Source organism: Janthinobacterium sp. FT14W (assembly GCF_009208755.1).
Lineage (GTDB): Bacteria > Pseudomonadota > Gammaproteobacteria > Burkholderiales > Burkholderiaceae_D > Janthinobacterium > Janthinobacterium violaceinigrum.
In genome coordinates this window covers 190,853-213,563 of sequence record NZ_WFLL01000003.1, presented here as the reverse complement: position 1 = coordinate 213,563, position 22,711 = coordinate 190,853, and the positions used below count along the sequence as shown (strand labels likewise).

Annotated in this window: 20 protein-coding genes; 15 read left to right on the top strand and 5 right to left on the bottom strand. The window is 64.5% G+C overall.

What is annotated here, in order from left to right:
• The first annotated feature begins 123 nt into the window (after positions 1-123).
• From GCN74_RS04520 to GCN74_RS04470, 11 genes are all read left to right on the top strand, one after another.
• Entirely contained in the window at positions 124-1,764 is a 1,641-nt protein-coding gene (locus tag GCN74_RS04520) for a hypothetical protein (protein ID WP_226938860.1), read from the top strand.
• Positions 1,739-2,650: a glycerophosphodiester phosphodiesterase gene (locus GCN74_RS04515; RefSeq protein WP_152255518.1), complete on the top strand. Its 912-nt coding sequence runs from the start codon at positions 1,739-1,741 to the stop codon at positions 2,648-2,650. The genes GCN74_RS04520 and GCN74_RS04515 overlap by 26 nt, the downstream gene beginning before the upstream one ends.
• A 24-nt stretch (positions 2,651-2,674) precedes the next feature.
• Entirely contained in the window at positions 2,675-3,262 is a 588-nt protein-coding gene (locus tag GCN74_RS04510) for a hypothetical protein (RefSeq protein ID WP_152255517.1), read from the top strand.
• 149 nt (positions 3,263-3,411) lie between these two features.
• The gene (locus GCN74_RS04505; protein ID WP_152255516.1) at positions 3,412-4,437 is read left to right on the top strand and encodes a LacI family DNA-binding transcriptional regulator; all 1,026 of its coding nucleotides are present in this window, start codon (positions 3,412-3,414) and stop codon (positions 4,435-4,437) included.
• Entirely contained in the window at positions 4,437-5,924 is a 1,488-nt protein-coding gene (locus tag GCN74_RS04500; RefSeq protein ID WP_152255515.1) for a sugar ABC transporter ATP-binding protein, read from the top strand. Before GCN74_RS04505 ends, GCN74_RS04500 begins: the two co-directional genes overlap by 1 nt.
• Complete coding sequence (locus GCN74_RS04495; RefSeq protein ID WP_152255514.1) at positions 5,905-6,930, top strand: ABC transporter permease; 1,026 nt, start codon at positions 5,905-5,907, stop codon at positions 6,928-6,930. The genes GCN74_RS04500 and GCN74_RS04495 overlap by 20 nt, the downstream gene beginning before the upstream one ends.
• An 88-nt stretch (positions 6,931-7,018) precedes the next feature.
• The gene (locus GCN74_RS04490; RefSeq protein ID WP_226938862.1) at positions 7,019-7,954 is read left to right on the top strand and encodes a substrate-binding domain-containing protein; all 936 of its coding nucleotides are present in this window, start codon (positions 7,019-7,021) and stop codon (positions 7,952-7,954) included.
• A 93-nt stretch (positions 7,955-8,047) separates the two neighbouring features.
• A complete protein-coding gene (locus GCN74_RS04485) occupies positions 8,048-9,100 on the top strand; it encodes a sugar phosphate isomerase/epimerase family protein (RefSeq protein WP_152255512.1) in 1,053 nt (350 codons plus the stop codon).
• 9 nt (positions 9,101-9,109) lie between these two features.
• The gene (locus tag GCN74_RS04480; RefSeq protein WP_226938859.1) at positions 9,110-10,258 is read left to right on the top strand and encodes a Gfo/Idh/MocA family protein; all 1,149 of its coding nucleotides are present in this window, start codon (positions 9,110-9,112) and stop codon (positions 10,256-10,258) included.
• 16 nt (positions 10,259-10,274) lie between these two features.
• On the top strand, positions 10,275-10,562 hold the full coding sequence (locus GCN74_RS04475) for a 2Fe-2S iron-sulfur cluster-binding protein (protein ID WP_152255511.1): 288 nt from the start codon (positions 10,275-10,277) through the stop codon (positions 10,560-10,562).
• 116 nt (positions 10,563-10,678) lie between these two features.
• A complete protein-coding gene (locus tag GCN74_RS04470) occupies positions 10,679-12,358 on the top strand; it encodes a PQQ-binding-like beta-propeller repeat protein (RefSeq protein WP_193316961.1) in 1,680 nt (559 codons plus the stop codon).
• A 27-nt stretch (positions 12,359-12,385) separates the two neighbouring features.
• Here the strand turns inward: GCN74_RS04470 and GCN74_RS04465 are convergent, their stop codons facing one another.
• Positions 12,386-12,697 carry a hypothetical protein gene (locus GCN74_RS04465; RefSeq protein WP_152255509.1) on the bottom strand — a complete coding sequence of 104 codons (312 nt, stop codon included), beginning with the start codon at positions 12,695-12,697 and terminating at the stop codon, positions 12,386-12,388.
• 92 nt (positions 12,698-12,789) lie between these two features.
• On the opposite strand from GCN74_RS04465, the gene GCN74_RS04460 reads away from it, so the two are divergent.
• Positions 12,790-13,059 (top strand): MoaD/ThiS family protein, encoded by a 270-nt coding sequence (locus tag GCN74_RS04460; RefSeq protein ID WP_152255508.1) that lies wholly within the window; start codon positions 12,790-12,792, stop codon positions 13,057-13,059.
• A gap of 4 nt (positions 13,060-13,063) precedes the next feature.
• A complete protein-coding gene (locus tag GCN74_RS04455) occupies positions 13,064-14,170 on the top strand; it encodes a WD40/YVTN/BNR-like repeat-containing protein (protein ID WP_152255507.1) in 1,107 nt (368 codons plus the stop codon).
• Here the strand turns inward: GCN74_RS04455 and GCN74_RS04450 are convergent.
• Positions 14,143-14,766: a TetR/AcrR family transcriptional regulator gene (locus GCN74_RS04450; RefSeq protein ID WP_152255506.1), complete on the bottom strand. Its 624-nt coding sequence runs from the start codon at positions 14,764-14,766 to the stop codon at positions 14,143-14,145. The two genes, GCN74_RS04455 and GCN74_RS04450, sit on opposite strands and share 28 nt — an antisense overlap.
• Before the next feature lie 169 nt (positions 14,767-14,935).
• Between GCN74_RS04450 and GCN74_RS04445 the strand changes: the two genes are divergently transcribed.
• The gene (locus GCN74_RS04445; protein ID WP_152255505.1) at positions 14,936-15,979 is read left to right on the top strand and encodes an MBL fold metallo-hydrolase; all 1,044 of its coding nucleotides are present in this window, start codon (positions 14,936-14,938) and stop codon (positions 15,977-15,979) included.
• 7 nt (positions 15,980-15,986) lie between these two features.
• Here GCN74_RS04445 and GCN74_RS04440 read toward each other — a convergent pair whose 3' ends face one another.
• Positions 15,987-16,319 carry a hypothetical protein gene (locus tag GCN74_RS04440; protein WP_152255504.1) on the bottom strand — a complete coding sequence of 111 codons (333 nt, stop codon included), beginning with the start codon at positions 16,317-16,319 and terminating at the stop codon, positions 15,987-15,989.
• Positions 16,320-16,762: 443 nt separating this feature from the next.
• Between GCN74_RS04440 and GCN74_RS04435 the strand changes: the two genes are divergently transcribed.
• Positions 16,763-17,776 carry a substrate-binding domain-containing protein gene (locus tag GCN74_RS04435; protein WP_152255503.1) on the top strand — a complete coding sequence of 338 codons (1,014 nt, stop codon included), beginning with the start codon at positions 16,763-16,765 and terminating at the stop codon, positions 17,774-17,776.
• 48 nt (positions 17,777-17,824) lie between these two features.
• Here the strand turns inward: GCN74_RS04435 and GCN74_RS04430 are convergent, their stop codons facing one another.
• Entirely contained in the window at positions 17,825-21,421 is a 3,597-nt protein-coding gene (locus GCN74_RS04430) for an indolepyruvate ferredoxin oxidoreductase family protein (protein WP_152255502.1), read from the bottom strand.
• Positions 21,422-21,615: 194 nt separating this feature from the next.
• Positions 21,616-22,557 (bottom strand): LysR substrate-binding domain-containing protein, encoded by a 942-nt coding sequence (locus tag GCN74_RS04425; protein ID WP_152255501.1) that lies wholly within the window; start codon positions 22,555-22,557, stop codon positions 21,616-21,618.
• Positions 22,558-22,711: the final 154 nt, after the last annotated feature.

Here is a 22,711-nt window from a genome sequence, read left to right as displayed (position 1 = left end):
AGGCGGCGGCGCCCGCCGTCATCAGCCTGCCCGCGCCGCGTGCCGCCGCTGCCGCGCCGGCGGCGCCCATGGTTTTCCAGGCTGAGGAGATCAAGCCCGTCGTCATCGATCTGAGGAAATAAGATGGCCGCGAGTTTGCGCAGTCTGCAGATCCGGCAGACCCTGATCCTGATCGTCCTGACGATGATGTACCTGTGCTTCGAGCTGGGCTTCAATGCCCGCCTGCTCGACGTGGTGGGCGGCGACGTCAAGCCGCACGACGTGGAGGGCGTGGAATTCTATGGCCGCAGCCTGTCGGGCATCGCCGCCGCGCTGGTGGTGCTGCAACTGATGTGGCGCCGGCGGCTGAAGAACAATGGCAGCGGCCCAAGCTGGAAAAAAATCATCTTTTGCTGCGTCGCCACGGCGGCGGTCGTGTTCGGCATTTTGAAGACCACGGTCACGGTGCTGGTCGAAACGCGCGATGCGCAATTTCGCCGCCTGGCCTTCAACACCACCCTGATGCAGCGCTCGCTGGTGGGCGGCAGCCTGCAATTGCAGGGCCTGGTCGACGACCCCACCCTGTTCGCCAAGCCCGAAGGCAAGGCTTTTCTCGCGCTGTTCCCGTTCCTGGCCGTCTCGGTCGGCCACCTCGATGAGCGCATGGAGCCGGCCAAGGAGCAGTTGATCAATTTCAATGTCCGCAAGATCGCGGGCGGCGCGGCCGGTTACTACGACAAGTACCAGCAGGCGATCGGCGAAGTGCACGAGAAGTGGAAATTGTATTCGGGTATCATTCCCGACGACGACGCGGGCTTGCGCCAGCAGCAGGAATCGGCCTGGAACGATTATCGGCAAAGCCTGTCGCGCCACGGCTGGCAGCCCCATTCCGTGCCGGCGCGGCGCAAGGCGGCCGTGGTCAGCAATGTGCGCAAGAAAGTGCCCGTCTCCGCCAACTGGCATCCTGCCGACCAGTTATCGTTCCGTCTGGCCGTCAAGCGCCGCTATGCGTCGGAAGCGGCCGGCAAGGGCTTGCACGTCAAGGGCGACCGCATTCCGCCGGGCTTGTCCTTCGCCGCTTTCGTGGCGCGCCCCGGCATCCAGGCCGTGCTGCGCGACGGGCCCGATGGCGGCGATGGCAGCGAAGCGAGCAAGGGCTTGCGCTTGCCCAAGGGCGCCGTGGTGCAGGATGCGTATGCGAGTCCCGCCGAGTTCAGCCGTCTGTTCGACCAGTTCGCCGCGCGCCAGACGGCGGAAAAGCTGGTGGAATACCGCGCCAGCCGCAACGACTTCGAAGTGGGCGGCAAGTATTTTGAGGAGGGCAAGGAAGCGGCGCGCGCGGCCATCGTGCCGCCCGTGGCCCTGTTCTTTTCGCTCTTGGGCGCCATCGGCCACTTTTCGAAGCTGCTGTACCTGGTCGCCACGGTGGGCTTGCTGGTGCTGGCGGCGCGCCGCGGCGAGCAGGCGGGCGCCGACGGCCAGCTGAGCCGCCGTTCCGCCTGGATCGCCACGGGCGTGCTGGCCGGCGCCTTCCTGGGAACCTGGGGCATCTTCAGCCTGTCGGACAATCATGTCACGAAAAGCGAGTTGTTCCGCCAGATGCTGGACTGGAACCGCCAGGCCGACGGCGACAGCACGCGCTGGCAAATCGCCGGCAAGGGCTTGCTGGCCAATATCACGCACGTCGTGGCGGTGGGGCAGGGCTACAGCTACCCCGTCAACGAAGCGATCCGCATCCACGTTTTGCAGGGAATTCACTATGGCTATCACCCGCAACAAAAATAAGGCGGCCGTACTGGCCTTGCTGCTCAGCATGGCCAGTACGGCCGTCCAGGCCGATTGCCTGGGCATGAAGGTGCATGCCCACCGGGGCGCGGGCAATGCGCCGGAAAACTCGCTGAGCGCGCTGCGCAACACGTATTTCGGCACCTGGGACGGCGTCGAGACGGATTTGCAGCTGCTGGGCGACGGCAGCTGGGTGGTGCACCACGACCTGCTGACGGGGAGAGTGGTCGACACGGGCTCGCCCCGCACCGTGAAACAGCTGACGGCCGACGACTGGCGCGCCGCCAGCATGAAGAACCGCGGCGTGGCCACGCCGGAAACGCCGCCGTTCGTCAGCGATGTCGCCGACCTGGCGACGGCATTCCCGACCAAGACCCTGAATGCGGAAATCAAGGATGTGGTGGCGTCGTGCGCGCCCATCGCGGCCCTGGTGGGGCAGTTGCGTACGAACATCAAGCACGGCAACTGGTTCTTGACTTCGGGCGTGCCGAACAACCTCGCGTGCGCGCGCCGCGCCGACCCGCAGGGTTATCTGGGCTTGCTCGTGTTTGACGCGCGCAATGCGCAGGCGGCCGGCGCCAACCGGGTCAGCCGCTATATCGCGAAAAATGCCCGCCCGCCCAAGCTGGACAAGCCGTGGCTGCAGCGCGTGCAGCAGCAGATCGGCATGCCGGCGGGCGTGCACGTGGATGCCCGCAGCCTGGACGCCAATCCGGCCTTGCTGGCCGATGCCGCCAGCCTGAACATGCCTGTCTTCGTGTACGCCGTCGATGGGGATTCGGCCCTGGCCGCTTCCCTGCTGCGGGCCCAGCAGCGCAGCCACCGCTGGCCCAGCGGCGTCATTCTTGACGGCAATCCCGAGACGTTTTGTGCGATGATGCAGTAAGCTCTTTCACTGCGAGAACACGCCATGACCTTGCCGCAACCCGACCCCGCCGCCGCGCTGGCCCGCAGCGCCATCGGCGCCATGTTCTTTTCCCTGTTTGGCGGCCTGTGGGTGGCCGCCTGGTGCGTGCAGACGTATGGCGCGCATCCCTTGCGCTTGCTGCCGGTTGCCGGCATCACCGTCCTGCTGTTCATGCTGGCGTGGCGCCAGTTCCGCCGCCACCGGGCCGCGCATGCGGCGGCGGAACAAACGCCGCAGGCCAAACGCGTGGGGCGGCTGTTCAATATCGTGAATGCGGGGCAATGGATCGCCATCTTTATCGTCGGCAACGTCCTGAAAAACCTGGGCCTGCAGGCGTGGTTCATTCCCGCCGTCATTTTCATCGTGGGCCTGCATTTCTTTCCGCTGGCCTGGCTGTTCAAGGCGCGCCGCCACGTGGCGATCGGCATGGCGCTGTGCGTGTGGGCGATCGGCTATCCGCTGACCGTGCGCCACGGCCCCTTGCATCCCGTCGGCTGCCTCGGTGCCGGCCTGATCCTGTGGGTGGCGGCCCTGGCCGCCGTGCGTGCCGGTTTTGCCGTGCAGCAGAACGTCTTGCAAGTCCAGGAATAGCTGCCGCCGGCGGCCCGCGCAGGGCCGTCTTTTCCCCGTTTTCTGCCGATTCCCTGCCTGTTTTTTGCGCATTGCAGCATCGATAATGTTTGCATCGCACGCGTGACTGGCCTATAAATGTAATCGATTACATTTTGTTGAGCACTTACATGCCGCCAGCCCTTCCGTCGTCCTTGCCCGCAGAAACCGTCTCCATCAGCGCCGTCGCCGCGCATGCGGGCGTGTCGGTGGCCACCGTCTCGCGCGTGATGAACGAGCAGGCGGGGGTGCGGGCGCCCACGCGCGACAAGGTGCTCGCGTCCGTGGCGGCGCTGGGCTACCGCATGAACCATCTGGCGCGCAGCCTGCGCACGGCCGAGAGCCGCATGCTGCTGACCATGGTGCCCGACGTGGGCAACCCGTTCTATGCGCAGATCGTGCGCGGCATCGACACGGTGGCGCGCGAACACGGCTATTTTGTCTTGCTGTGCGACACGGGCGCCGATGCGGGCCGCGAGCGCTCGTATTTCGACTTGCTGCGCATGCACCGCGCCGATGGCGCCATCTGCCTGGACCCGGACACGGTGCAGCATGCCCTGTCGCATGAATCCGTCAGCCTGCCCTGGGTGGCCTGCTGCGAATTCGACCCCGCCGTGGCCGTGCCCTATGTCGGCATCGACAATCACCGGGCCGCGTCCGACGCCGTCGCGCATCTGCTGGCGCGCGGCCACACGCGCATTGGCCTGATCAACTCGGATGAACGCTATCTGTACGCGCGGCAACGCCAGCAAGGCTATCTGGACACCCTGGCGGCCGCCGGCCTGCCCGTGCAGCCGCAGTGGGTGCACACGGTGCAAAGCCTCGATTACGAAGCCGGCACGGCCGCCGCGTTGCAGATGATGGCGGGAGCCGATGCGCCCACGGCCATCTTTGCCGTCTCCGACACCCTGGCCATCGGCGTGCTGAGCGCGCTGCGCCAGCTGAACAAGCGCGTGCCCGAAGACGTGGCCGTGATCGGCTTTGACGATATCGCCATTGCCGCGCAGATCGACCCCGGCCTCACCACCATCGCGCAACCGATGCGCGAGCTGGGCGAGACGGCGGCCCGTCTGCTCTTGCAGCGCTTGGCGGACCCGGCGGCGCAGGTGCCGGGCGTGCTGCTGAATCATCATTTGGTCTTGCGAGGGAGTGCATAGTGAGCGTTGCCGTCGGTTTCGAGGGGGTCTGCAAGGATTTCGGCCCCGTGCGCGTCTTGCATGGCGTCAGTTTTACCCTGGCGCCCGGGCGCGTGTATGGTTTGCTGGGAGAAAACGGCGCCGGCAAGTCGACCCTGATGAAAATCCTCGCCGGCTATGAAGGCGTGAGCGAAGGGCAGTTGCTGATCGATGGCCAGCCCCGGCGTTTCAGCAGTTCGCGCGCGGCGGAAAGCGCCGGCATCGTGCTGATCCACCAGGAATTCAACCTGGCCGAGCACCTGACGGTGGCGCAAAACATGTTCCTCGGCCACGAAAAGACGCGGGGCTGGCTGCTGGACGAGGCCGCCATGCGCGAGGAAGCGTCGCGCTATCTGAAACAGGTGGGCCTGGACGTGTCGCCCGACACGAAGATCCGCGACCTGATTGTCGCCGAGAAACAGCTGGTGGAAATCGCCAAGGCCTTGTCGCGCCGCGCCCGCTTCCTGATCATGGATGAGCCCACTGCCACCCTGACGTCGTCGGAAACCCAGCGTTTGTTTGCCGTGATGGCGCAGCTGAAAGCGGACGGCGTCACCATCCTCTACATTTCCCACAAGCTCGACGAAGTGGAGCGCAACACGGACGAGGTCATCGTCATGCGCGACGGGCGTTTCGTCACGCGCGAGCCGACGGCCAGCCTCACGCGCCAGCAGATGGCGAACCTGATGGTGGGGCGCGAACTGTCGGACATGTTCCCGGCGAAAGTGGCGCTGGCGAAAGAAGCTCCTGTGTTGCTGAAAGTCGAGGGGCTGACGGTGCCGGGTTGGTCCAGGGACTTGTCCTTCGAGGTGCGCGCGGGCGAAGTGCTGGGCTTTGCGGGCCTCGTGGGGGCAGGGCGCACGGAATCGTTCGAGGCGCTGCTGGGCTTGCGTCCGCGCAGCGCGGGGTTGATCCATCTCAATGGCCAGCCCGTGGACATCCGCACGCCCAGGCAAGCGATGCAGCACGGCATGACGTATTTGAGCGAAGACCGCAAGGGCAAGGGCTTGCACGTGAACCTGGGCTTGCGCGAAAACCTCACCCTGATGACGATGGAGCGCTATGCGCGGCCGTGGCTGGACGTGACAGCGGAAAAGGCGGCGCTGGCCAAGGCCGTCGAGGACTTCAATATCCGCACGGGCGACCGCGATAGCCGCGCGCGCATGCTGTCCGGCGGCAACCAGCAAAAGCTGGCGCTGGCGAAATACCTGCATTCGGACCCCCGTGTCGTCGTGCTCGATGAACCGAGCCGCGGCGTGGACGTGGGCGCCAAGCGCGACATTTATTTTCTGATCCACCGCCTGGCCGCCGAAGGGCGCGCCGTGATCGTGATTTCATCCGAACTGATCGAATTGATCGGCCTGTGCCACCGGGTCGCCGTGATGCGCGCCGGCACCTTGCAAGCCACCCTGTCTGCTGACCACCTGACCGAAGAGGAGTTGATTGCCCATGCAACCGGCACGCACTGACACCACCGTATCCACCGGCGCCACCGGTGCCAGCATCGCCAGACTGGGCGCGCGCATCAAGGGCTTTGGCCCCGTGCTGGGCCTGTTATCTCTGTGCATCGCGGGCACCTTGCTCAATGGCGACTTCGCCACCCTGGACAACCTGATGAACGTGCTCACGCGCACGGCCTTCATCGGCATCATCGCCGTGGGCATGAGCTTCGTCATCATCTCGGGCGGCATCGATCTGTCGGTGGGCTCGATGGCGGCCCTGATTGCGGGCTGCATGATCTATTTCATGAATGCGCTGGCGCAAGGGGCGGGCGGCAACCTGGCGCCGATCACCATGCTGGTGCTGGGCATTGCCATGGCCCTGGTACTGGGCGCCGGCTTCGGCCTGATGCATGGCCTGTTGATCAGCAAGGGCAATATCGAACCCTTCATCGTCACCCTGGGCACCTTGGGCATCTTCCGCGCCGTCTTGACGTACCTGGCCGACGGCGGCGCGCTGACCCTGGACGCCACCCTGTCCGATCTGTACAGCCCCGTCTACTACACGAGCGTGCTGGGCGCGCCTATCCCCATCTGGATCTTCCTCTTCGTCGCGGCGGGGGGCGCCGTCATCCTCAACCGCACGACCTTTGGCCGCCATGTACAGGCGATTGGTTCCAACGAGCAAGTGGCGCGCTATGCGGCCATCAATGTCGACAAGGTGAAGATCGCCACCTACATGCTGCTGGGCGTATGCGTGGGCATCGCCACCGTGCTGTACGTGCCGCGCCTGGGCTCGGCCACGCCCACGACGGGCTTGCTGTGGGAACTGGAAGCGATTGCCGCCGTCGTCGTGGGCGGCACGGCCCTCAAGGGGGGAGAAGGGCGCATCGTCGGCACCGTGATCGGCGCCATCCTGCTGTCCGTGATCAGCAACATCCTGAATTTGACCAGCATCATCAGTGTCTATCTGAATGCCGCAGTGCAAGGCGTGGTGATCATCGCCGTCGCCTTCCTGCAGCGAGGCCGCAAATAAAACAAGAGCGGCGTTCTGAAAGGGCGGCCGCCGGGCGCCCACAACCTTGGAGGAGAGCAGCATGAAGAGCTTTATACGGGTAGCAGGGATGGCAGTGCTGGTGATGCAGGCGTGGGCGCTGCCGAGTGCGCAGGCGGCTGAGAAGCTGGTGGTGGGCGTGGCCATCCCCACGGCCACGCACAGCTTTACTTCGGGCATCGTCTGGTGGGCCAACCAGGCCAAGGCGGAGCTGGAAAAGGCCCATCCGGGGCTGAAGATCATCGTCAAGACGGCCGCCACGGCGCCCGAGCAGGCGAACCAGCTGCAGGACATGTTGACGGTGAACAAGATCAACACCCTGGTGATCTTCCCCATCGAATCGGCGTCCCTGACGCAGCCCGTGGCGCAGGTGAAGAACAAGGGCGTGTACGTGACCGTGGTGGACCGCGGCTTGACGAACACGCAGTCGCAGGATGCGTACATCGCGGGCGACAACACGGCCTTCGGCAAGCTGCCGGCCGAATACCTGGCGAAAAGCCTGAATGGCAAGGGCAACATCGTCGTGCTGCGGGGCATGCCGACCACCCTGGACAACGAGCGCTACGACGCGTTTTCCGCCGTCATGAAGGGTCATCCCGACATCAAGGTGCTGGACGCCAAGTACGGCAACTGGAACCGCGACGATGCCTTCAAGGTCATGCAGGATTACCTGACCCGCTTCAAGCACATCGACGCCGTCTGGGCCGCCGATGACGACATGGCCATCGGCGTGCAAAAGGCCATCGCGCAAGCCAAGCGCACGGACATCAAGCAAGTGTTCGGCGGCGCGGGCGCGAAGGGCGCCGTGAAGAAGATCATGGATGGTTCCGACCCGCTGATCGTGGCCGACGTGTCGTACTCGCCCAAGTTCATGTACGACGCCATCAAGCTGACGACGGAAGCGCGCCTGAAAGGTGATAAATTGCCGGCCAATACGATCATTCCCTCGGTGCTGATCACGCGCGAGAACGCCAAGCAGTTCTACTTTCCGAACTCGCCTTTTTAAAATCTGGGGTCAGACCCCCTCGCCCGCTAGCAATGACCTTTGCGTTAGCGGCATTGAGGGTCTGACCCCGGCTTTATCTAACAGGACATCGATATGAAAACCATCCAGGGCCCGGCCATCTTCCTGGCCCAGTTTCTCGGCGCCGCGCCGCCGTTCGACTCGCTCGAGCACCTGGCGCAATGGGCGGCCGGCCTGGGCTACAAGGGCTTGCAGCTGCCCACGGCGCCGCGCCTGTTCGACCTGGAACAGGCGGCCAGCAGCCAGCAGTATTGCGATGACGTCGTCGCTCTGCTGGCGCGCCACGGCTTGCAGGTGACGGAATTGTCCACGCATTTGCAGGGCCAGCTGATCGCCGTGCATCCCGCCTATGACGCCCTGTTCGACGGCTTTGCACCCGAGCACGTGCGCGGCGATCCCGCCGCCCGCACGGCCTGGGCCACGCAGCAGCTGCTGTGGGCGGCCACCGCCTCGCAGCGCCTGGGATTGAAGGCGCACGTGACGTTTTCCGGTGCCCTGGCCTGGCCTTACCTGTACCCGTGGCCGCAGCGCCCCGCCGGCCTGGTGGAGACGGCATTCGCGGAACTGGCGAAACGCTGGCTGCCCATCCTCGACGCCTTCGACGCGGCGGGCGTGGACCTCTGCTATGAACTGCATCCGGGCGAGGACTTGCACGATGGCGTGACCTTCGAGCGCTTCCTGGCCGCCGTCAACGACCACCCGCGCGCGTCCATCCTGTACGACCCCAGCCACTTCGTGCTGCAGCAGCTCGACTACCTGGCCTTCATCGACATCTATCATGCGCGCATCAAGGCTTTCCACGTCAAGGATGCGGAATTCCGGCCCAACGGGCGCCAGGGCGTGTACGGCGGCTATGGCGACTGGCAGGACCGGGCCGGGCGCTTCCGCTCGCTGGGCGACGGGCAGATCGATTTCAAGGCGATTTTCTCGAAGATGGCGCAGTACGACTTTCCCGGCTGGGCCGTGCTGGAGTGGGAATGCTGCCTGAAGCATCCCGAGGACGGGGCGGCCGAAGGGGCGCGCTTCATCCGCGAACACATCATCCACGTGGCCGAACACGCATTCGACGATTTTGCGGGCAGCGCGGTTGACCAGGATCAAATTCATCACTTGCTTGGCTTGAATTAAGGAGACGACATGCAGCGACGGATACGCTTGGGCATGGTAGGGGGCGGGCAGGGCGCGTTCATCGGCGCCGTGCACCGCATTGCGGCGCGCATCGACGACCAGTACGAGCTGGTGGCGGGCGCCCTGTCGTCCGACCCGGCGCGCGCGCAGGCAAGCGGCGCCGCGCTGCACCTGTCACCGGAGCGCTGCTACAGCGATTACCGCGCCATGGCGCAGGCGGAGGCCGCGCGCGCGGACGGCATCGAAGCGGTGGCCATCGTCACGCCGAATCACTTGCATGCGCCCGTCGCCACGGCATTCCTGGAAGCGGGCATCCACGTGATCTGCGACAAGCCGCTGGGAATATCTTTGGCGGAAGGCCAGGCGCTGGCGGCGCTGGCCGGGCAGAAAAAGCTGCTGTTTGCGCTCACGCATACCTACAGCGGCTATCCGCTGCTGCGCCACGCGAAAGCCATGGTCGAGGCAGGCGACATCGGCGAGCTGCGCCTCGTGCAAGTGGAGTATTCGCAGGACTGGCTGGCCGATGCGATTGGGGCGGGTGGCATGAGCGAAGGCAACTGGCATAACGACCCGCGCAAGGCGGGGCCCGGCGGCGTGCTGCTCGACGTGGGTTTGCACGCGTATCACCTGGCGCAATTCGTCAGCGGACTGACGCCGCATGCCGTGCTGGCGGAATTGTCCACCTTTGTTCCGCACCGTACCCTGGACGACCACGTGCAGGTGATGCTGCGCTATGCGAACGGGGCGAAGGGCACCCTGTGGGCCAGCCAGGTGGCGACCGGTTGCGAAAACACGGTGCGCCTGCGCCTGTTCGGCAGCAAGGCGCAGCTGGACTTTGACCAGGAGCAGCCGAACGAATTATGGTTCACGCCGCAGGGCGGCAACCGCCAGCTGCTGCGCCCGGGCCGGGTCGACAGCGCCGCGGCGCGCCATGCCACGCGCGTGCCGGCCGGCCATCCGGAAGGGTATCTGGAAGCGTTTGCCCAACTGTACCTGGATGCGGCCTTGCGCATCCGCGCCCTGCAGGCGGGGGAGCCCGTGCCGGAGGCGGCGCGCTGGCTGCCGACGGTGGTCGATGGCGTGGCGGGCCTGGCCTTTGCGGAAGCCGTGCTGCGCAGCCACGCGGATGGCGCTAGCTGGACGACCTTGGCAAGCTGACTGTTACACTGGGCGTATGCGCGCGCCCTTTACCATCACTATCCTTCCCCAAGGCTGGCAATTTCCGGCCGAGGCCGGTACCACGCTGCTGGTCGCCGCCGAGCTGGCCGGCATCCGTTTGCTCAGTTCCTGCCGCAACGGCACGTGCCGCACGTGCATCTGCCACATGCCCGAAGGAACGATACGCTACACGGTGGACTGGCCCGGCATCAGCCCCGACGAGCGGCTGGACGGCTACATCCTGCCCTGCGTGGCCGTGGCCGAAAGCGATATCACCATCCAGGCGCGGGCCGTGCGCAAGTAAAGCACCGGCGTGAGTATTTGTTAGATTTTAGCAATGTTTCCCATGCTATAACATTTGATTCAGGTTTCCAGCACGCCTCCATTGGGGAGGAAATGAAACCTCAACATGGATATCGCATGCGTACATTATTCCCTTTGTTGTGGCGGGCCGCCGCATTGCCGCTGGCTATCACGACGACCTTGTCCGCCTGTGGCGGCGGTGCCGGCGGTGCTGTTGGCGTACCGCCTGGCTTGCAGGAAAAACCCGGCATGACCTTGTCGGCAGTCAGTAGCAGCTGCACGGCCCAGCCCGGCGCCATCTGCGATGACATCCACGTAACTGTGCGCCTGGCCGATGGCGTGACCGATACGCGTCCCCAGTCGCATGAAAAGCCGGCCAGCGGCACGGCCGGCGTGCTGCAGCAGGCCGACCGCCAGAAGCAGGCAGACGGCAGCTGGCTGCTGACGTTCAAGGCGGTGCCTGGCCTGGCTCCCGGGGTGTACGCGGGCAAGATCGAGCTATCCTTGCCGCTCACGGTGGGGGTGTACAAGACGGAAAGCATGGATTACCAGGTCACTGTCGCGCCGCTCGCCGGCAGCATGGGCGCACTGCAGGCCTTGCCCGGCGTGGGTGACTGGGAAGGCGTGAATGGCAATGCCGCGCATACGGGCCTGGTGCCGGCCACCTTCGACAGCCGCCGCTTCACGCGGCGCTGGACCTGGCTAGGCCCCAGTTCCCCGCGCGCGGTCGTCGGCAGTCCCGTGGTGGCTGCCAACGGCCTCGTATATGTCAGCCAGCAATCGGCCGCGCCGGTGGACGGCAGCAGCACCAAATACGTCACCACCTCGACCGTGACGGCGCTCAACGAGAGCGACAGCCAGGCGCGCTGGACGCAGTCGCTCACGTCCGATGGCTATCTGGGCGCGCCGGCCGTTTCGGGCGGCAAGCTGGCCATGGCTGGCTACGATACCGTGCATGTCTTCGATGCGCATGCCGGCGGTGTGCCGCTCGGCGTGCGTCCGCCGAATACGAATGGCACGCTGCTGGGGGTTTCCCTGGCGACGGCGCCCACCTTTTTTGGCGGCAATGTCTACGTGGGTGGCAATAACGATATCAGCGGCATCGATACGGCGGCGGGGCAGACACGCTGGTCTGCCAGCCTCGGCTTGCCCAAGCTGGGCAACGTCAATGACTGGACGCCCGCCGTCAATGGGGACACGGTGTACAGCCATGCGGCAGGGACATTGACGGCGTTTAATATCGCAGATGGCAAGGCCCGCTTCGGCGTGGCGGTGCCGGGGCAGGTGCTGGGCGGGCTGAACAAGAGCAGCCTGCGCCAGGCACCCGTGCTGGCCGATGCGGACAGCGTGCTGCTGCTCAATCAGCGGCCGCTGGCCGGCGAGGCGGCGAATAACAGCCTGAGTCTGGTTGACGTGCATAGCCGCGCCGTGCGCTGGACCGTGCAGGGACAGTTCAGCACGCAGCCGGTGGTGGCGCGGGGCGTCGTGTATGTGGGCAACCAGGCCAACCAGGCGCTCGAAGCGCGCAGGCTCGGCGACGGCGCGGTCCTGTGGAGCTGGCCCCTGGATACGGTCCTCGATGCGTACTTCGGCGGCGATCTGATCGTTACCGGCAATCTGCTGTTTGTTGGCGGGCGCAACAATACCTATGCGATCGACCTGGCCAGCCACAAGACCGTCTGGACTTACCGCATGGGGGGCAGCCTGGCGTTGTCGCGCCATGGCGTGCTGTACATCCGCCAGGGCACGGATCTACCCGGTGGCGTCATGGCCTTGACGGCCATCAACCTGCAGTAGCCGCTTGCCGCTTGCACGGCGCCTGACTCAGGTGGGCTTGCCGCCCTTGAGGCGCTGCAGCAGCGCGTCCACGCTGTCGCTGACGGGCAGGCCGTGGCGGCGCAGCAGCTGCACGTGCAGCACCAGGTTTTCCAGCACCAGCTTGGCCGCCACGGCCAGCAGCGCCAGGTTGCGGTCTTCCGGCGTGAAGCTTTCCATGGCGTCGGCCATCTCGCACAGGTGGTTGGCGATCAGTCCCCGCAATTCCTGCTCGTCGAAGGGCAGGTCGGCAAAATCGATGGGGTCGGCCACTTCCACTTCCTGCATCAGCACCGCTAGTTCTTCCGGGGTAATCGTCATGCCTGGCCTCCTTGTGTGCTTGCCTCTATTTTAATTGTATTGGCCGCAAAGGGGACTAGAATGAGGATCAGGCCGATGACGTCGAAGGCAGCATGGCGCACTTGCACTTTACCCAGCAACTGGCACGTTTCCTCGACGTCCCTACCGTGGCCGTGGACGCGCCACGTTTGCGCGCCGCCCTCGATGCCGCGTTTGCCCGGCAGCCGCGCCTGCGCGGCTACGTGCTCGACGAGCAGGGCGCGCTGCGCCCCAATGTGGTGATCTTCATCGATGGCGCGCGCTGCCGCGAGCGGCGCGTGCTCGACGACGCCTTGCGGCCCGACAGCCAGGTGTATATCTTGCAGGCCCTTTCAGGAGGTTGACGCCATGACAGCAGCCCCGCAGCGCGCGTATCTCGGCACCCGCAAGGGGCTGTTCCAGTTCGATGTCGATGCGGCCGGCGCCTGGCAGCTGGCGCTGGTGCAGTTTGCCGGCGATCCCGTGTCCATGCTGCTGCACGACGGCCGCGACGGCACCTTGTACGCGGCCCTGAACCTGGGCCACTTCGGCGCCAAGCTGCACCGGCTCGACGGGGGCGCCAGCGCGTGGCGGGAAGTCGCCGTGCCCGCCTATCCCGCCAAGCCCGAGGACAGCAGCGATACGGTGGACTGGACCTTGCGGCAGATCTGGTCGCTGGCGGCCGGCGGCGCGGACCAGCCCGGCGTGCTGTGGGCGGGCACCCTGCCTGGCGGCCTGTTCCGTTCCGGCGACCGCGGCGACAGCTGGCAGCTGGTCGAATCCCTGTGGAACGTGCCGCAGCGGGCGCAGTGGTTTGGCGGCGGCTACGACGTGCCCGGCATCCACAGCATCTGCGTCGACCCGCGCGACAGCAGCAAGGTGCTGGTAGGCGTGTCCTGCGGCGGCGTCTGGCAAACGCTGGACGGCGGCGCCAGCTGGGCCTTGAGCGCGACGGGCATGCGCGCCGACTACATGCCGCCCGAGCTCGATGAAAACGAAGCCGTGCAAGACCCGCACCGCATCGTGCGCAGCGCCGGCACGCCGGACGCGCTGTGGTGCCAGCACCATAACGGCATCTGGCGTTCGGAAGATGCGGGCTGGCACTGGCAGGAAGTGACGACGGCGTCCCTGTCGCATTTCGGCTTTGCCGTGGCCGTGCACCCGCGCGATGGCGATACGGCCTGGTTCGTGCCCGCGCAGGCGGACGTGCTGCGCATCCCCATAGACGGCGCGCTGGCCGTGACGCGCACGCGCGACGGCGGGAAGAGTTTCGAGGTCTTGCGCGAGGGCTTGCCGCAGCAGCATTGCTACGACCTCGTGTACCGCCACGGGCTGGCGTTGGCCGACGATGGGCGCAGTTTGGTGATGGCGTCGACGACGGGGGGCGCCTGGTATTCCGGCGATGGGGGCGAACATTGGCAGACCTTGTCCGCCCACTTGCCGCCCGTTTATGCCGTCTGTTTTGTCACGCCGTAATAGCACAGGAAGATATCGACGGCCAGTGCCGTCACTTCGCGCCGGCGTGCCGGGCTCAGCAGCGGTTCGCCCAGGGTGATCTGCGGCCAGAAGGCAAAGGTCTTTAAGGGCGACATCAGCAGGTGCGCCACTTCCACGGTCTCGCCCGCCTTGATGCGCCCGTCCTGCTGCGCCGCGCGGATCCAGATATTCAGGCCCGTTTCCTTTTCATTCAGGCGCGTCACCATCGCTTGCGCGCGCTCGGGCGAGTGGATGGTTTCGCCAAAGATCACGCGCGCCAGGTCGATGAAGGCCGGATCGCACAGCAGGTCCATCTTTTGCTCGACCAGGGCCAGCACCTGGGGCCGCAGGGGCTGGTCGGCAACATAGGGCACGGCAGGCTGGGCCATGCTGCTTTCCCACATGCGCTGCAGGATTTCCGCAAACAGCTCGTCCTTGCTGGGGAAATGGTTGTACACGGTGCGCTTGGATACGGCAGCCGTGGCGGCGATCTTGTCCATGCTGGTCGCATCAAAACCGTGCTCGCGGAACTCGGCGATGGCGGCATCGACGATGGCGACGCGCTTGCGGTCGGTGAGGCGTTGCGGTGCGGCCATGGCGGGAAATCTCCTTTGAAAACAATATTTTACACCTCTTGGTTTACTTTGCCAGAAATAGGAACTACACTGTGTAGTGTAATTTAATCCTTGTTAATTCTTTGCCGGGCCGCATATGCACTTGCACCGAGTCGCACGTCGTCTCTTCTTCCTGGGAGTCCTGATCATCATGAGTTCTTGCACCTTGCGCGCCGAGCCTGCGGCGCTAGCTGAATCGCCGCAACGCCACGAAGGCAAGTTCCGCAATCCCGTGCACATGCACAAGCTGGGCACGGCAGCAACGCTCAAGCTGATGTGGACATTCTTCTTCGACAAGCCGGACAGCACGGTGCCGGCCGCAGCCGTGCCCGTGCAGGCGCTGACCCGGGCGCAGCTGCTGGCCGCGCCCGACAACAGCCTGTTCCGCCTCGGCCATTCGACCCTGCTGTTGAAACTCAATAACGCATTCTTTCTGACGGACCCCGTGTTTTCCGAGCGCGCCTCGCCCGTGCAGTGGGCAGGGCCGAAGCGTTTCCACCAGCCGCCCATCAGCATCGCTGACTTGCCACCGATCAAGGCCGTCATCCTGTCGCACGACCATTACGACCACCTCGACCATGCCGCCGTGCTGCAGCTGGCCGCCAAGACGGAGCACTTCGTGACGCCGCTGGGCGTGGGCGATACCCTGGTTGAATGGGGCGTGCCCAAGGACAAGGTGCAGCAATTCGACTGGTGGCAGGGCACGACGATTGCCGGTGTGAAACTGGTGGCCACGCCCTCGCAGCATTTCTCGGGACGCGGCTTGTTTGACGGCAATCAGACCCTGTGGGCATCGTGGGTCATCGATGCGCCGGACGTGCGCGTGTTTTTCAGCGGCGACTCCGGTTATTTCGGCGGCTTCAAGCAGATCGGCGACAAGTACGGCCCGTTCGACGTGACCATGATCGAGACGGGCGCCTACGACAAGCTGTGGCCCGACGTGCACATGCAGCCGGAAGAAACCCTGCAAGCCCACCTGGACTTGCGCGGCAAGTGGCTGATGCCCGTGCATAACGGCACCTTCGACCTGGGCTTGCACGCGTGGCATGAACCGTTCGACCGCATCGCGGGGCTGGCGGCGAAGCGGGGCGTCAACCTGGCCACGCCGCAGATGGGCGAGACGGTCGACCTGACGCAGCCGAAGAAGGGGGAGAAGTGGTGGCTGGCGATGCTGGAAGAGGAAATGGCGAAGTAAGCTTGCGCTACGCCGTCACGTCGATCAGGCGTCCCACGGTCTGGCCATAGCTGTTCAGCTGGGGCGTGCTTTTCGGTGCGGCGGGGATGGCTTGTTGCGGCACGGCCACCTTGATCGCCTGGTCCAGCTGTGGCGCCTTGACGGCGGCGGGGGCATCGGCCTGGGCTTGCTGGCTGCTGCGCTGCGTCTGGCTCAGCGATTCCTGTTCCCGCGCCAGCAGCTGGCGGCTTTGCGCCAGTTGTTCGCTGTCGCGCCGTACCTGGTTCTGGCCTTGCTCGACCCGGCGTTGCGCCGTGGCCAGCGAGGCTTGCAGATTGTTGACGGACGTTAGCGAGACCACATTGTTCACCTTTGAAAGTATGCCCAGCGCGCGCGTAACGGGAGAGGCCCGGGTTGATGTGTTGTGTCTGGCGCAACATGCCAGTCAGTAATCTTTACCTGAATCAAGAGTAGGACAAATTCTCGCACAGTTCCAGTTAATTATGCTTTCTTGATAATCTTATCGTGCGCGCCCCATGTTGCCGAACTGGCATGCCGAGCCTGGCGCCGCCATTGTCAAAGTGAGTACACGCTTCGCTTGCCTGTCCTTGTCTGTCTGCCATGGACGATGCCATGCTGCGGAGGCAGCACAATGGCCGCATTAAAAACATTGCTTTTTAAATAGTCAATGTGTTGTTGTTTTTTTACCATTGTGGCGCACGCGAATGCGCGGCCTGTATGGCGCTCTGGGCTATAATTGACGGTCAGAGTTGGTTTCTTTTGCCATACAGACAGGTAGTTAACATGAATCTCAAGAGCCTCGCAATTGCCCTCGGCATGTCGAAAACGACAGTCAGCAGGGCGTTGAACGGCTATCCGGAAGTCAATTCCCGCACCCGTGAAATCGTCCTGGCCGCCGCCAAGAAAGTCGGCTACCGGCCCAACCCGCTGGCGCGCAGCCTGGCCGTCGGCCGCACCAATGTGCTGGGCATGATTTATCCCCTGCTGCCCAGCGACCTGGGCGACAGCGTCTTTCTTTCCGTCGTGAATGGCATGTCCGATGCCGTCGAAGCGTCGAAGATGAGTTTGATCATCGCTCCCGTGTCGCCGCAGAACGAACAGCCCTCGTATGAAACCATGGTGCGCGGGCGCCAGGTCGATGGCCTGGTGGTGGGCCGCACCAAGGTGGTTGATGAGCGTATCGCCTACCTGACGAAGGTGGAGTTTCCCTTTGTCGCGAATGGCCGCACGCGCATCGACGCGCCGTATGCGTATTTTGACTACGACAATGACACGGGCATCGACCTGGCCGTATCGTTCCTGGCGGCCCATGGCCACCAGCGCATCGCGCTGCTGAGCGCACCGCTGGATCTGCACTTTGCCTTCGAGCGCAAGGAAAGCTTTATCCGCTGCATGGCCCAGGCGGGCTTGCAGCTGGACCCCCGCTATCTGCTCGACAATACCTTCGATCGCCGCAGCGGCTACCAGGCCATGCAGCAATTGCTGGCTTGCTCGCCCCGTCCCACGGCCGTCATCGTCGACAACCATCTGTCCGGCGTGGGCGTGGTGCGCGCGCTGATGGATGCGGGCATTGAAATCGGCAAGGAAATCTCTGTCATCGTCTGGGGCAATGTGGAAGACACCTTGATCGGCATCAACGTCACCACCATCGACCAGCCCGACCTGCGCCGCGCGGGCGCGAAGATGGTCGAGATGCTGCAATCCTTGCTGGCCGGCACGCCACCGGAACGCCTGCAGGAAATCTGGCAACCGGTGCTGTTGCCGGGAGCGACGGTGGGGCGCTGCCCGGACGCATAAAAAAACGCAGAGCCAAGGCTCTGCGTTTTCATTTCAAGCTGCGCTGGCTTACGCCGCGTGCTTGCTGCCGTCCGCCAGCTTGGCCAGCAATCTCGCCTTGTCCTGGCGATACGTGGCGACGGCCGCTTCCTTGACGTGGCCGAAGCCGCGGATCTTCTCGGGCAGCGCTGCCAGTTCCACGCAGGTGCCGAGATTGTCTGCCGTCAGATTGACCAGCATTCCCGCCAGCAATTCGCGGTATTCGACGATCAGCGCGCGCTCCATCTTGCGCTCGGCCGTATAGCCGAAGACGTCGAAGGTGCCGCCCCTGAGCCCCTTGGCTTTCGCCAGCAGCTTGAAGGCGCGCCACATCCAGGAACCGAACTCCGCTTTCACGAGGTGGCCTTTCGCATCCTTCTTGGCGAACAGCGGCGGCGCCAGGTTGAATTTCACGGAAAAATTGCCTTCGAACTGCTGCTGCAACTGTTCCACGAAACGCCCATCCGTGTACAAACGCGCCACTTCGTATTCGTCCTTGTAGGCCAGCAACTTGAAGTAGTTCTTCGCCACGGCCGTCGACAGCTTCTGGCCCAGTCCCAGGGTATTTTCGCGGTCGCGCACCTGCTTGACCAGGGTCAAGTAACCATCCGCATACGCGGCATTTTGATACGCGGTGAGGAACTCCACGCGCTTCTTGATGACGCTATCGAGGCTTTGCGGCATCTGCACGACGATGGCTTGCGACGGCGTGGCGATCTGCGTGACACGGCGCACGTCGACGGCGGCGCGGCGGCCCCACAGGAAGCTTTTCTTGTTCGACTCGATGCCCACGCCATTGAGTTCGATGGCGCGCAGCAGGGCCGCTTCCGTCAACGGGATGCGGCCTTTTTGCCACGCGTAGCCGAGCATGAACAGGTTGGCGGCAATCGAGTCGCCCATCAGCGCCGTGGCCAGTTTTGTCGCGTCGATGAAGTCGGCCGCGTCCGCGCCGCCCACGGATTCCTCGATCAGCTGGCGCACTTCCGCCGTTGGATATTGCCAGTCGGCATTTTGCGCGAACGTGCCTGGCGGCTGTTCGTGCAGGTTGACGACGGCCAGGCTGCGGCCTGGACGCATTTTCGATACGGCATCCTGCGCGCCGGCCGTCAGCATGTCGCAGCCCAGGATCAGGTCCGCTTCGCCCGTGGCAATGCGCTGGGCGCGGATGTGCGCGGGGGAGCGGGCGATTTTCACGTGCGAGGTGACGGAACCGTTCTTTTGCGACATGCCCGTCATGTCCAGCACGGACGCGCCCTTGCCTTCCAGGTGGGCCGCCATGCCCATCAGCGCGCCCACGGTGATGACGCCCGTGCCGCCGATGCCGTTGATGAGGATGTTGTACGGCGCGTCGCAGCCGGGCAGGACCGGTTCCGGCAACGGACCGAAGTTGTCCGTCTCGCCCGTCTTGCTGGCGCCCGTCTTGGTTTTCTTCAGGTTGCCGCCCTCGACGGTGACGAAGCTGGGGCAAAAGCCCTTGGCGCACGAATAATCCTTGTTGCACGAGGATTGGTCGATGGTGCGCTTGCGGCCAAATTCCGTTTCCTTCGGCAAGATCGATACGCAGTTCGACTGCACGCCGCAGTCGCCGCAGCCTTCGCAGACGGCGTCGTTGATGACCATGCGCTTAGGCAAATCCGGATACTCGCCTTTTTTCCTGCGCCGGCGTTTCTCGGCCGCACAGGTCTGGTCGTAGATCAGCACGGACACGCCCGGTACCTCGCGCAATTCGCGCTGCACGGCATCCATGTCCTTGCGGTCGTGCAAGGTCAGGTGGGCGGGCAGGTTCGAGCGGTCGCTGTAGCGCGATAAATCTTCCGTCACCAGCGCGATGCGGGCGATGCCTTCGGCCGCCACCTGCTGCGCCATCATCGGCACGGTAATCAATCCGTCCACGGGCTGGCCGCCCGTCATGGCGACGGCGTCGTTGTAGAGGATCTTGTAGGTGATGTTGACCTTGGCGGCCTGCGCGGCGCGGATGGCCAGGTAGCCCGAGTGGAAATACGTGCCGTCGCCCAGGTTCTGGAATACGTGCGGCAGTTCCGAGAACGCCGCTTGGCCGATCCACGGCGCGCCTTCGCCGCCCATGTGCGTGGTCAGCTTGTTCATTTCCGGGTAGATCGAGGTGGCCATCACGTGGCAGCCGATGCCGGCCAGGGCCAGGCTGCCGTCCGGCACCTTGGTCGACGTGTTGTGCGGACAGCCGGAGCAGTAGAACGCGGGGCGGAACGGCGTGTTCACGGCCTTTTTCAGGACCGCATCCTTGGCGTCGAGGAAGCTCAATCGCGCCTTGATCAGGTCGCAGGTGAGGGGATCGGAAATCAGGCGCGCGATGCGGCTGGCGATGACCCGCGCCACTTGCGAGACGGAAAAATCCGCCTTCGACGTGAGCAGCCATTCGCCGCGCGGCGCCACCCATTCGCCTTTTTCGTCGAACTTGCCGATCACGCGGGGGCGCACGTCGTCGCGCCAGTTGTACAGCTGTTCCTTGAGCTGGTATTCGACGATCTGGCGTTTTTCTTCCACGACCAGGATTTCATCGAGGCCTTGCGCGAATTCGCGCACGCTGTCCGGTTCCAGCGGCCACGGCATGGCCACCTTGAACAGGCGCATGCCCACGTCGGCCGCCATCTGCTCGTCGATGCCCAGTTCTTCCAGCGCTTCCAGCACATCGAGGTAGGACTTGCCGGAGGCGATGATGCCCAGCTTGGCATTCGGGCTGTCGATGGTCGTGTGGTTGAGCTTGTTTTCGCGCGCGTAGGCCAGGGCCGCATAGATCTTGTAGTCCTGCATCAGCGCTTCCTGGTTGCGCGCCTGCTGGCCCAGCGGGATGCTCGACAGGCGCGCGTTCAGGCCGCCTTCGGGCATGACGAAGTCCTGCGGAATCCTGACTTCCACGCGGAACGGGTCGGCATCGATGGAGGCCGACGATTCGACCGTGTCGGCCAGCGCCTTGAAGGCCACCGTGCAGCCGGAAAAACGCGACATGGCCCAGCCGTGGATGCCCAAGTCCAGGTATTCCTGCACATTGCACGGATACAGGACGGGGATCATCGAGGCGGAAAACAGATGGTCGGACTGGTGCGGCAGGGTCGATGAATACGCGCCATGGTCGTCGCCGGCCACCAGCAGCACGCCGCCCAGCTTGGCCGTGCCCGCATGGTTCATGTGCTTGAAGACATCGCCGCAGCGGTCCACGCCCGGGCCCTTGCCGTACCACATGGCGAACACGCCGTCGTACTTGGCCGGGCCGATCAGGTCCACCTGCTGCGAACCCCAGACGGCCGTGGCGGCCAAGTCTTCGTTGACGCCGGGCACGAACTGCACGTGGTGCGCTTCCAGCTGTTTCTTGGCTTTCCACAGGTTTTCATCGAGGCCGCCCAGGGGCGAACCGCGGTAGCCGGAAATGAAGCCGGCCGTGTTCAGTCCGGCTGCCTGGTCGCGCAAACGCTGTATCATGGGCAGGCGCACGAGGGCCTGGATGCCGGACAGGAAGATGGTGCCGGAAGTGGCGGTGTATTTGTCGTCGAGGCTGACGGTGGTCAAACGGGAAGGTTCAAGCGGTGTAGATGGCGCGGCACCGGCGTTTCTAGCGAACGCTGCGGAGCCGTTTTCCGTGGTCACGGACATGGCTGTCTCCAAAAGGGTGTTTCAGATGACGGCTGTACAAGGGGCGTGCCCGGTAAGGCGCGCGCTGTGCAGACGGGACGGCCGCGTGTGGGCGGCACATAACTATTTTAAATTTAAAATAGTTAATGTGGTCAGTGTAGAACGAGTCAGGAGCGTGGGCAAATACGCTTTGCCGATGGGGGTATAAGAAATACTTATGTTATAGGCGAGAGCACATGCGCCCCCACCCAGCGCCCGCTGCCGCACAGCTCGGCGGCCACTTGCAGCACGAGGTTTTTCACGGCGTTGCCCGCGTTCGTCAGGGGAATGTTTTTCGAGGCGCACAGGGCTACCGTGCGCGACAGCACGGGGCTGTGGATGGCATAGCTGCGCATGGCGCCGCTGTCCAGTTCCGCCAGCAGGGGGGCGGCCGGCAGGATGGTGGCGCCCATGCCGGCCAGGATGGCCGATTTCAGGATGGCGATCGAGTTGATCTCGATCACGTTCGCCGTCTCCAGGCCCAGTTCGCGGGCGCGGCTGTCGATGCGCGGGCGCACGCCGTGCTGCAGGCCCGGCAGGATCAGGGTGGCGCTCAATGCCTGCGGGAACGACAGTGCGGCACCCAGGGGCGCGAACGGCGAATCGCTGCGGCAGATAAAGCGCATCTCCTCTTCCACCAGGGGGCTGCAGGCAAAGGGCGCGAGCTGGCCATCGTCGAACAGCACGGCCAGGTTGATGCGGCCCGATTTCAATTGTTCGTTCAGGTTGCCCGTGATTTCTTCCGTCAGCTGCAGGATGATTTCGGGATAGCGTTCGCGTGCGGCCAGCAGCAGGGGCAGGGCCAGGGCGCCGGAGATGCTGTGCGGCAAGCCCAGGGTGACATTGCCGGACGGCCGCGTAGCGCTTTGCGTGACGGCCGAGCGGGCGTCGGCCACCTGTTTCAGGATCGCTTGCGCGTGTTCGTAAAACACCTTGCCCGCATCGGTGCTGAGCACGCCCTGGGCCGAGCGGTGCAGCAGCTGCACGCCCAGTTCCTCTTCCAGCTGGCGCAGCTGCTGCGTCAGGGCCGGCTGCGCCACGTGCAGGACCAGGGCCGCGCGCGACAGCGAGCCGTGGTCGACGATGGCAACAAAGTAGCGTAATTGGCGTAGTTCCATGGATCCCGGAAGCGGTGCGTGCGCCATTGCCCGGCAAGGGCCGGCAACAGCGCGGTGAGCGGAAAAAACAGGGTGTTGCGCCGCAGTGCCGAACGCGGCCAGCAGAATAACAATTTTGTTATACTCATTCTAGCGCCTTCGGTGCTCCAGCCGG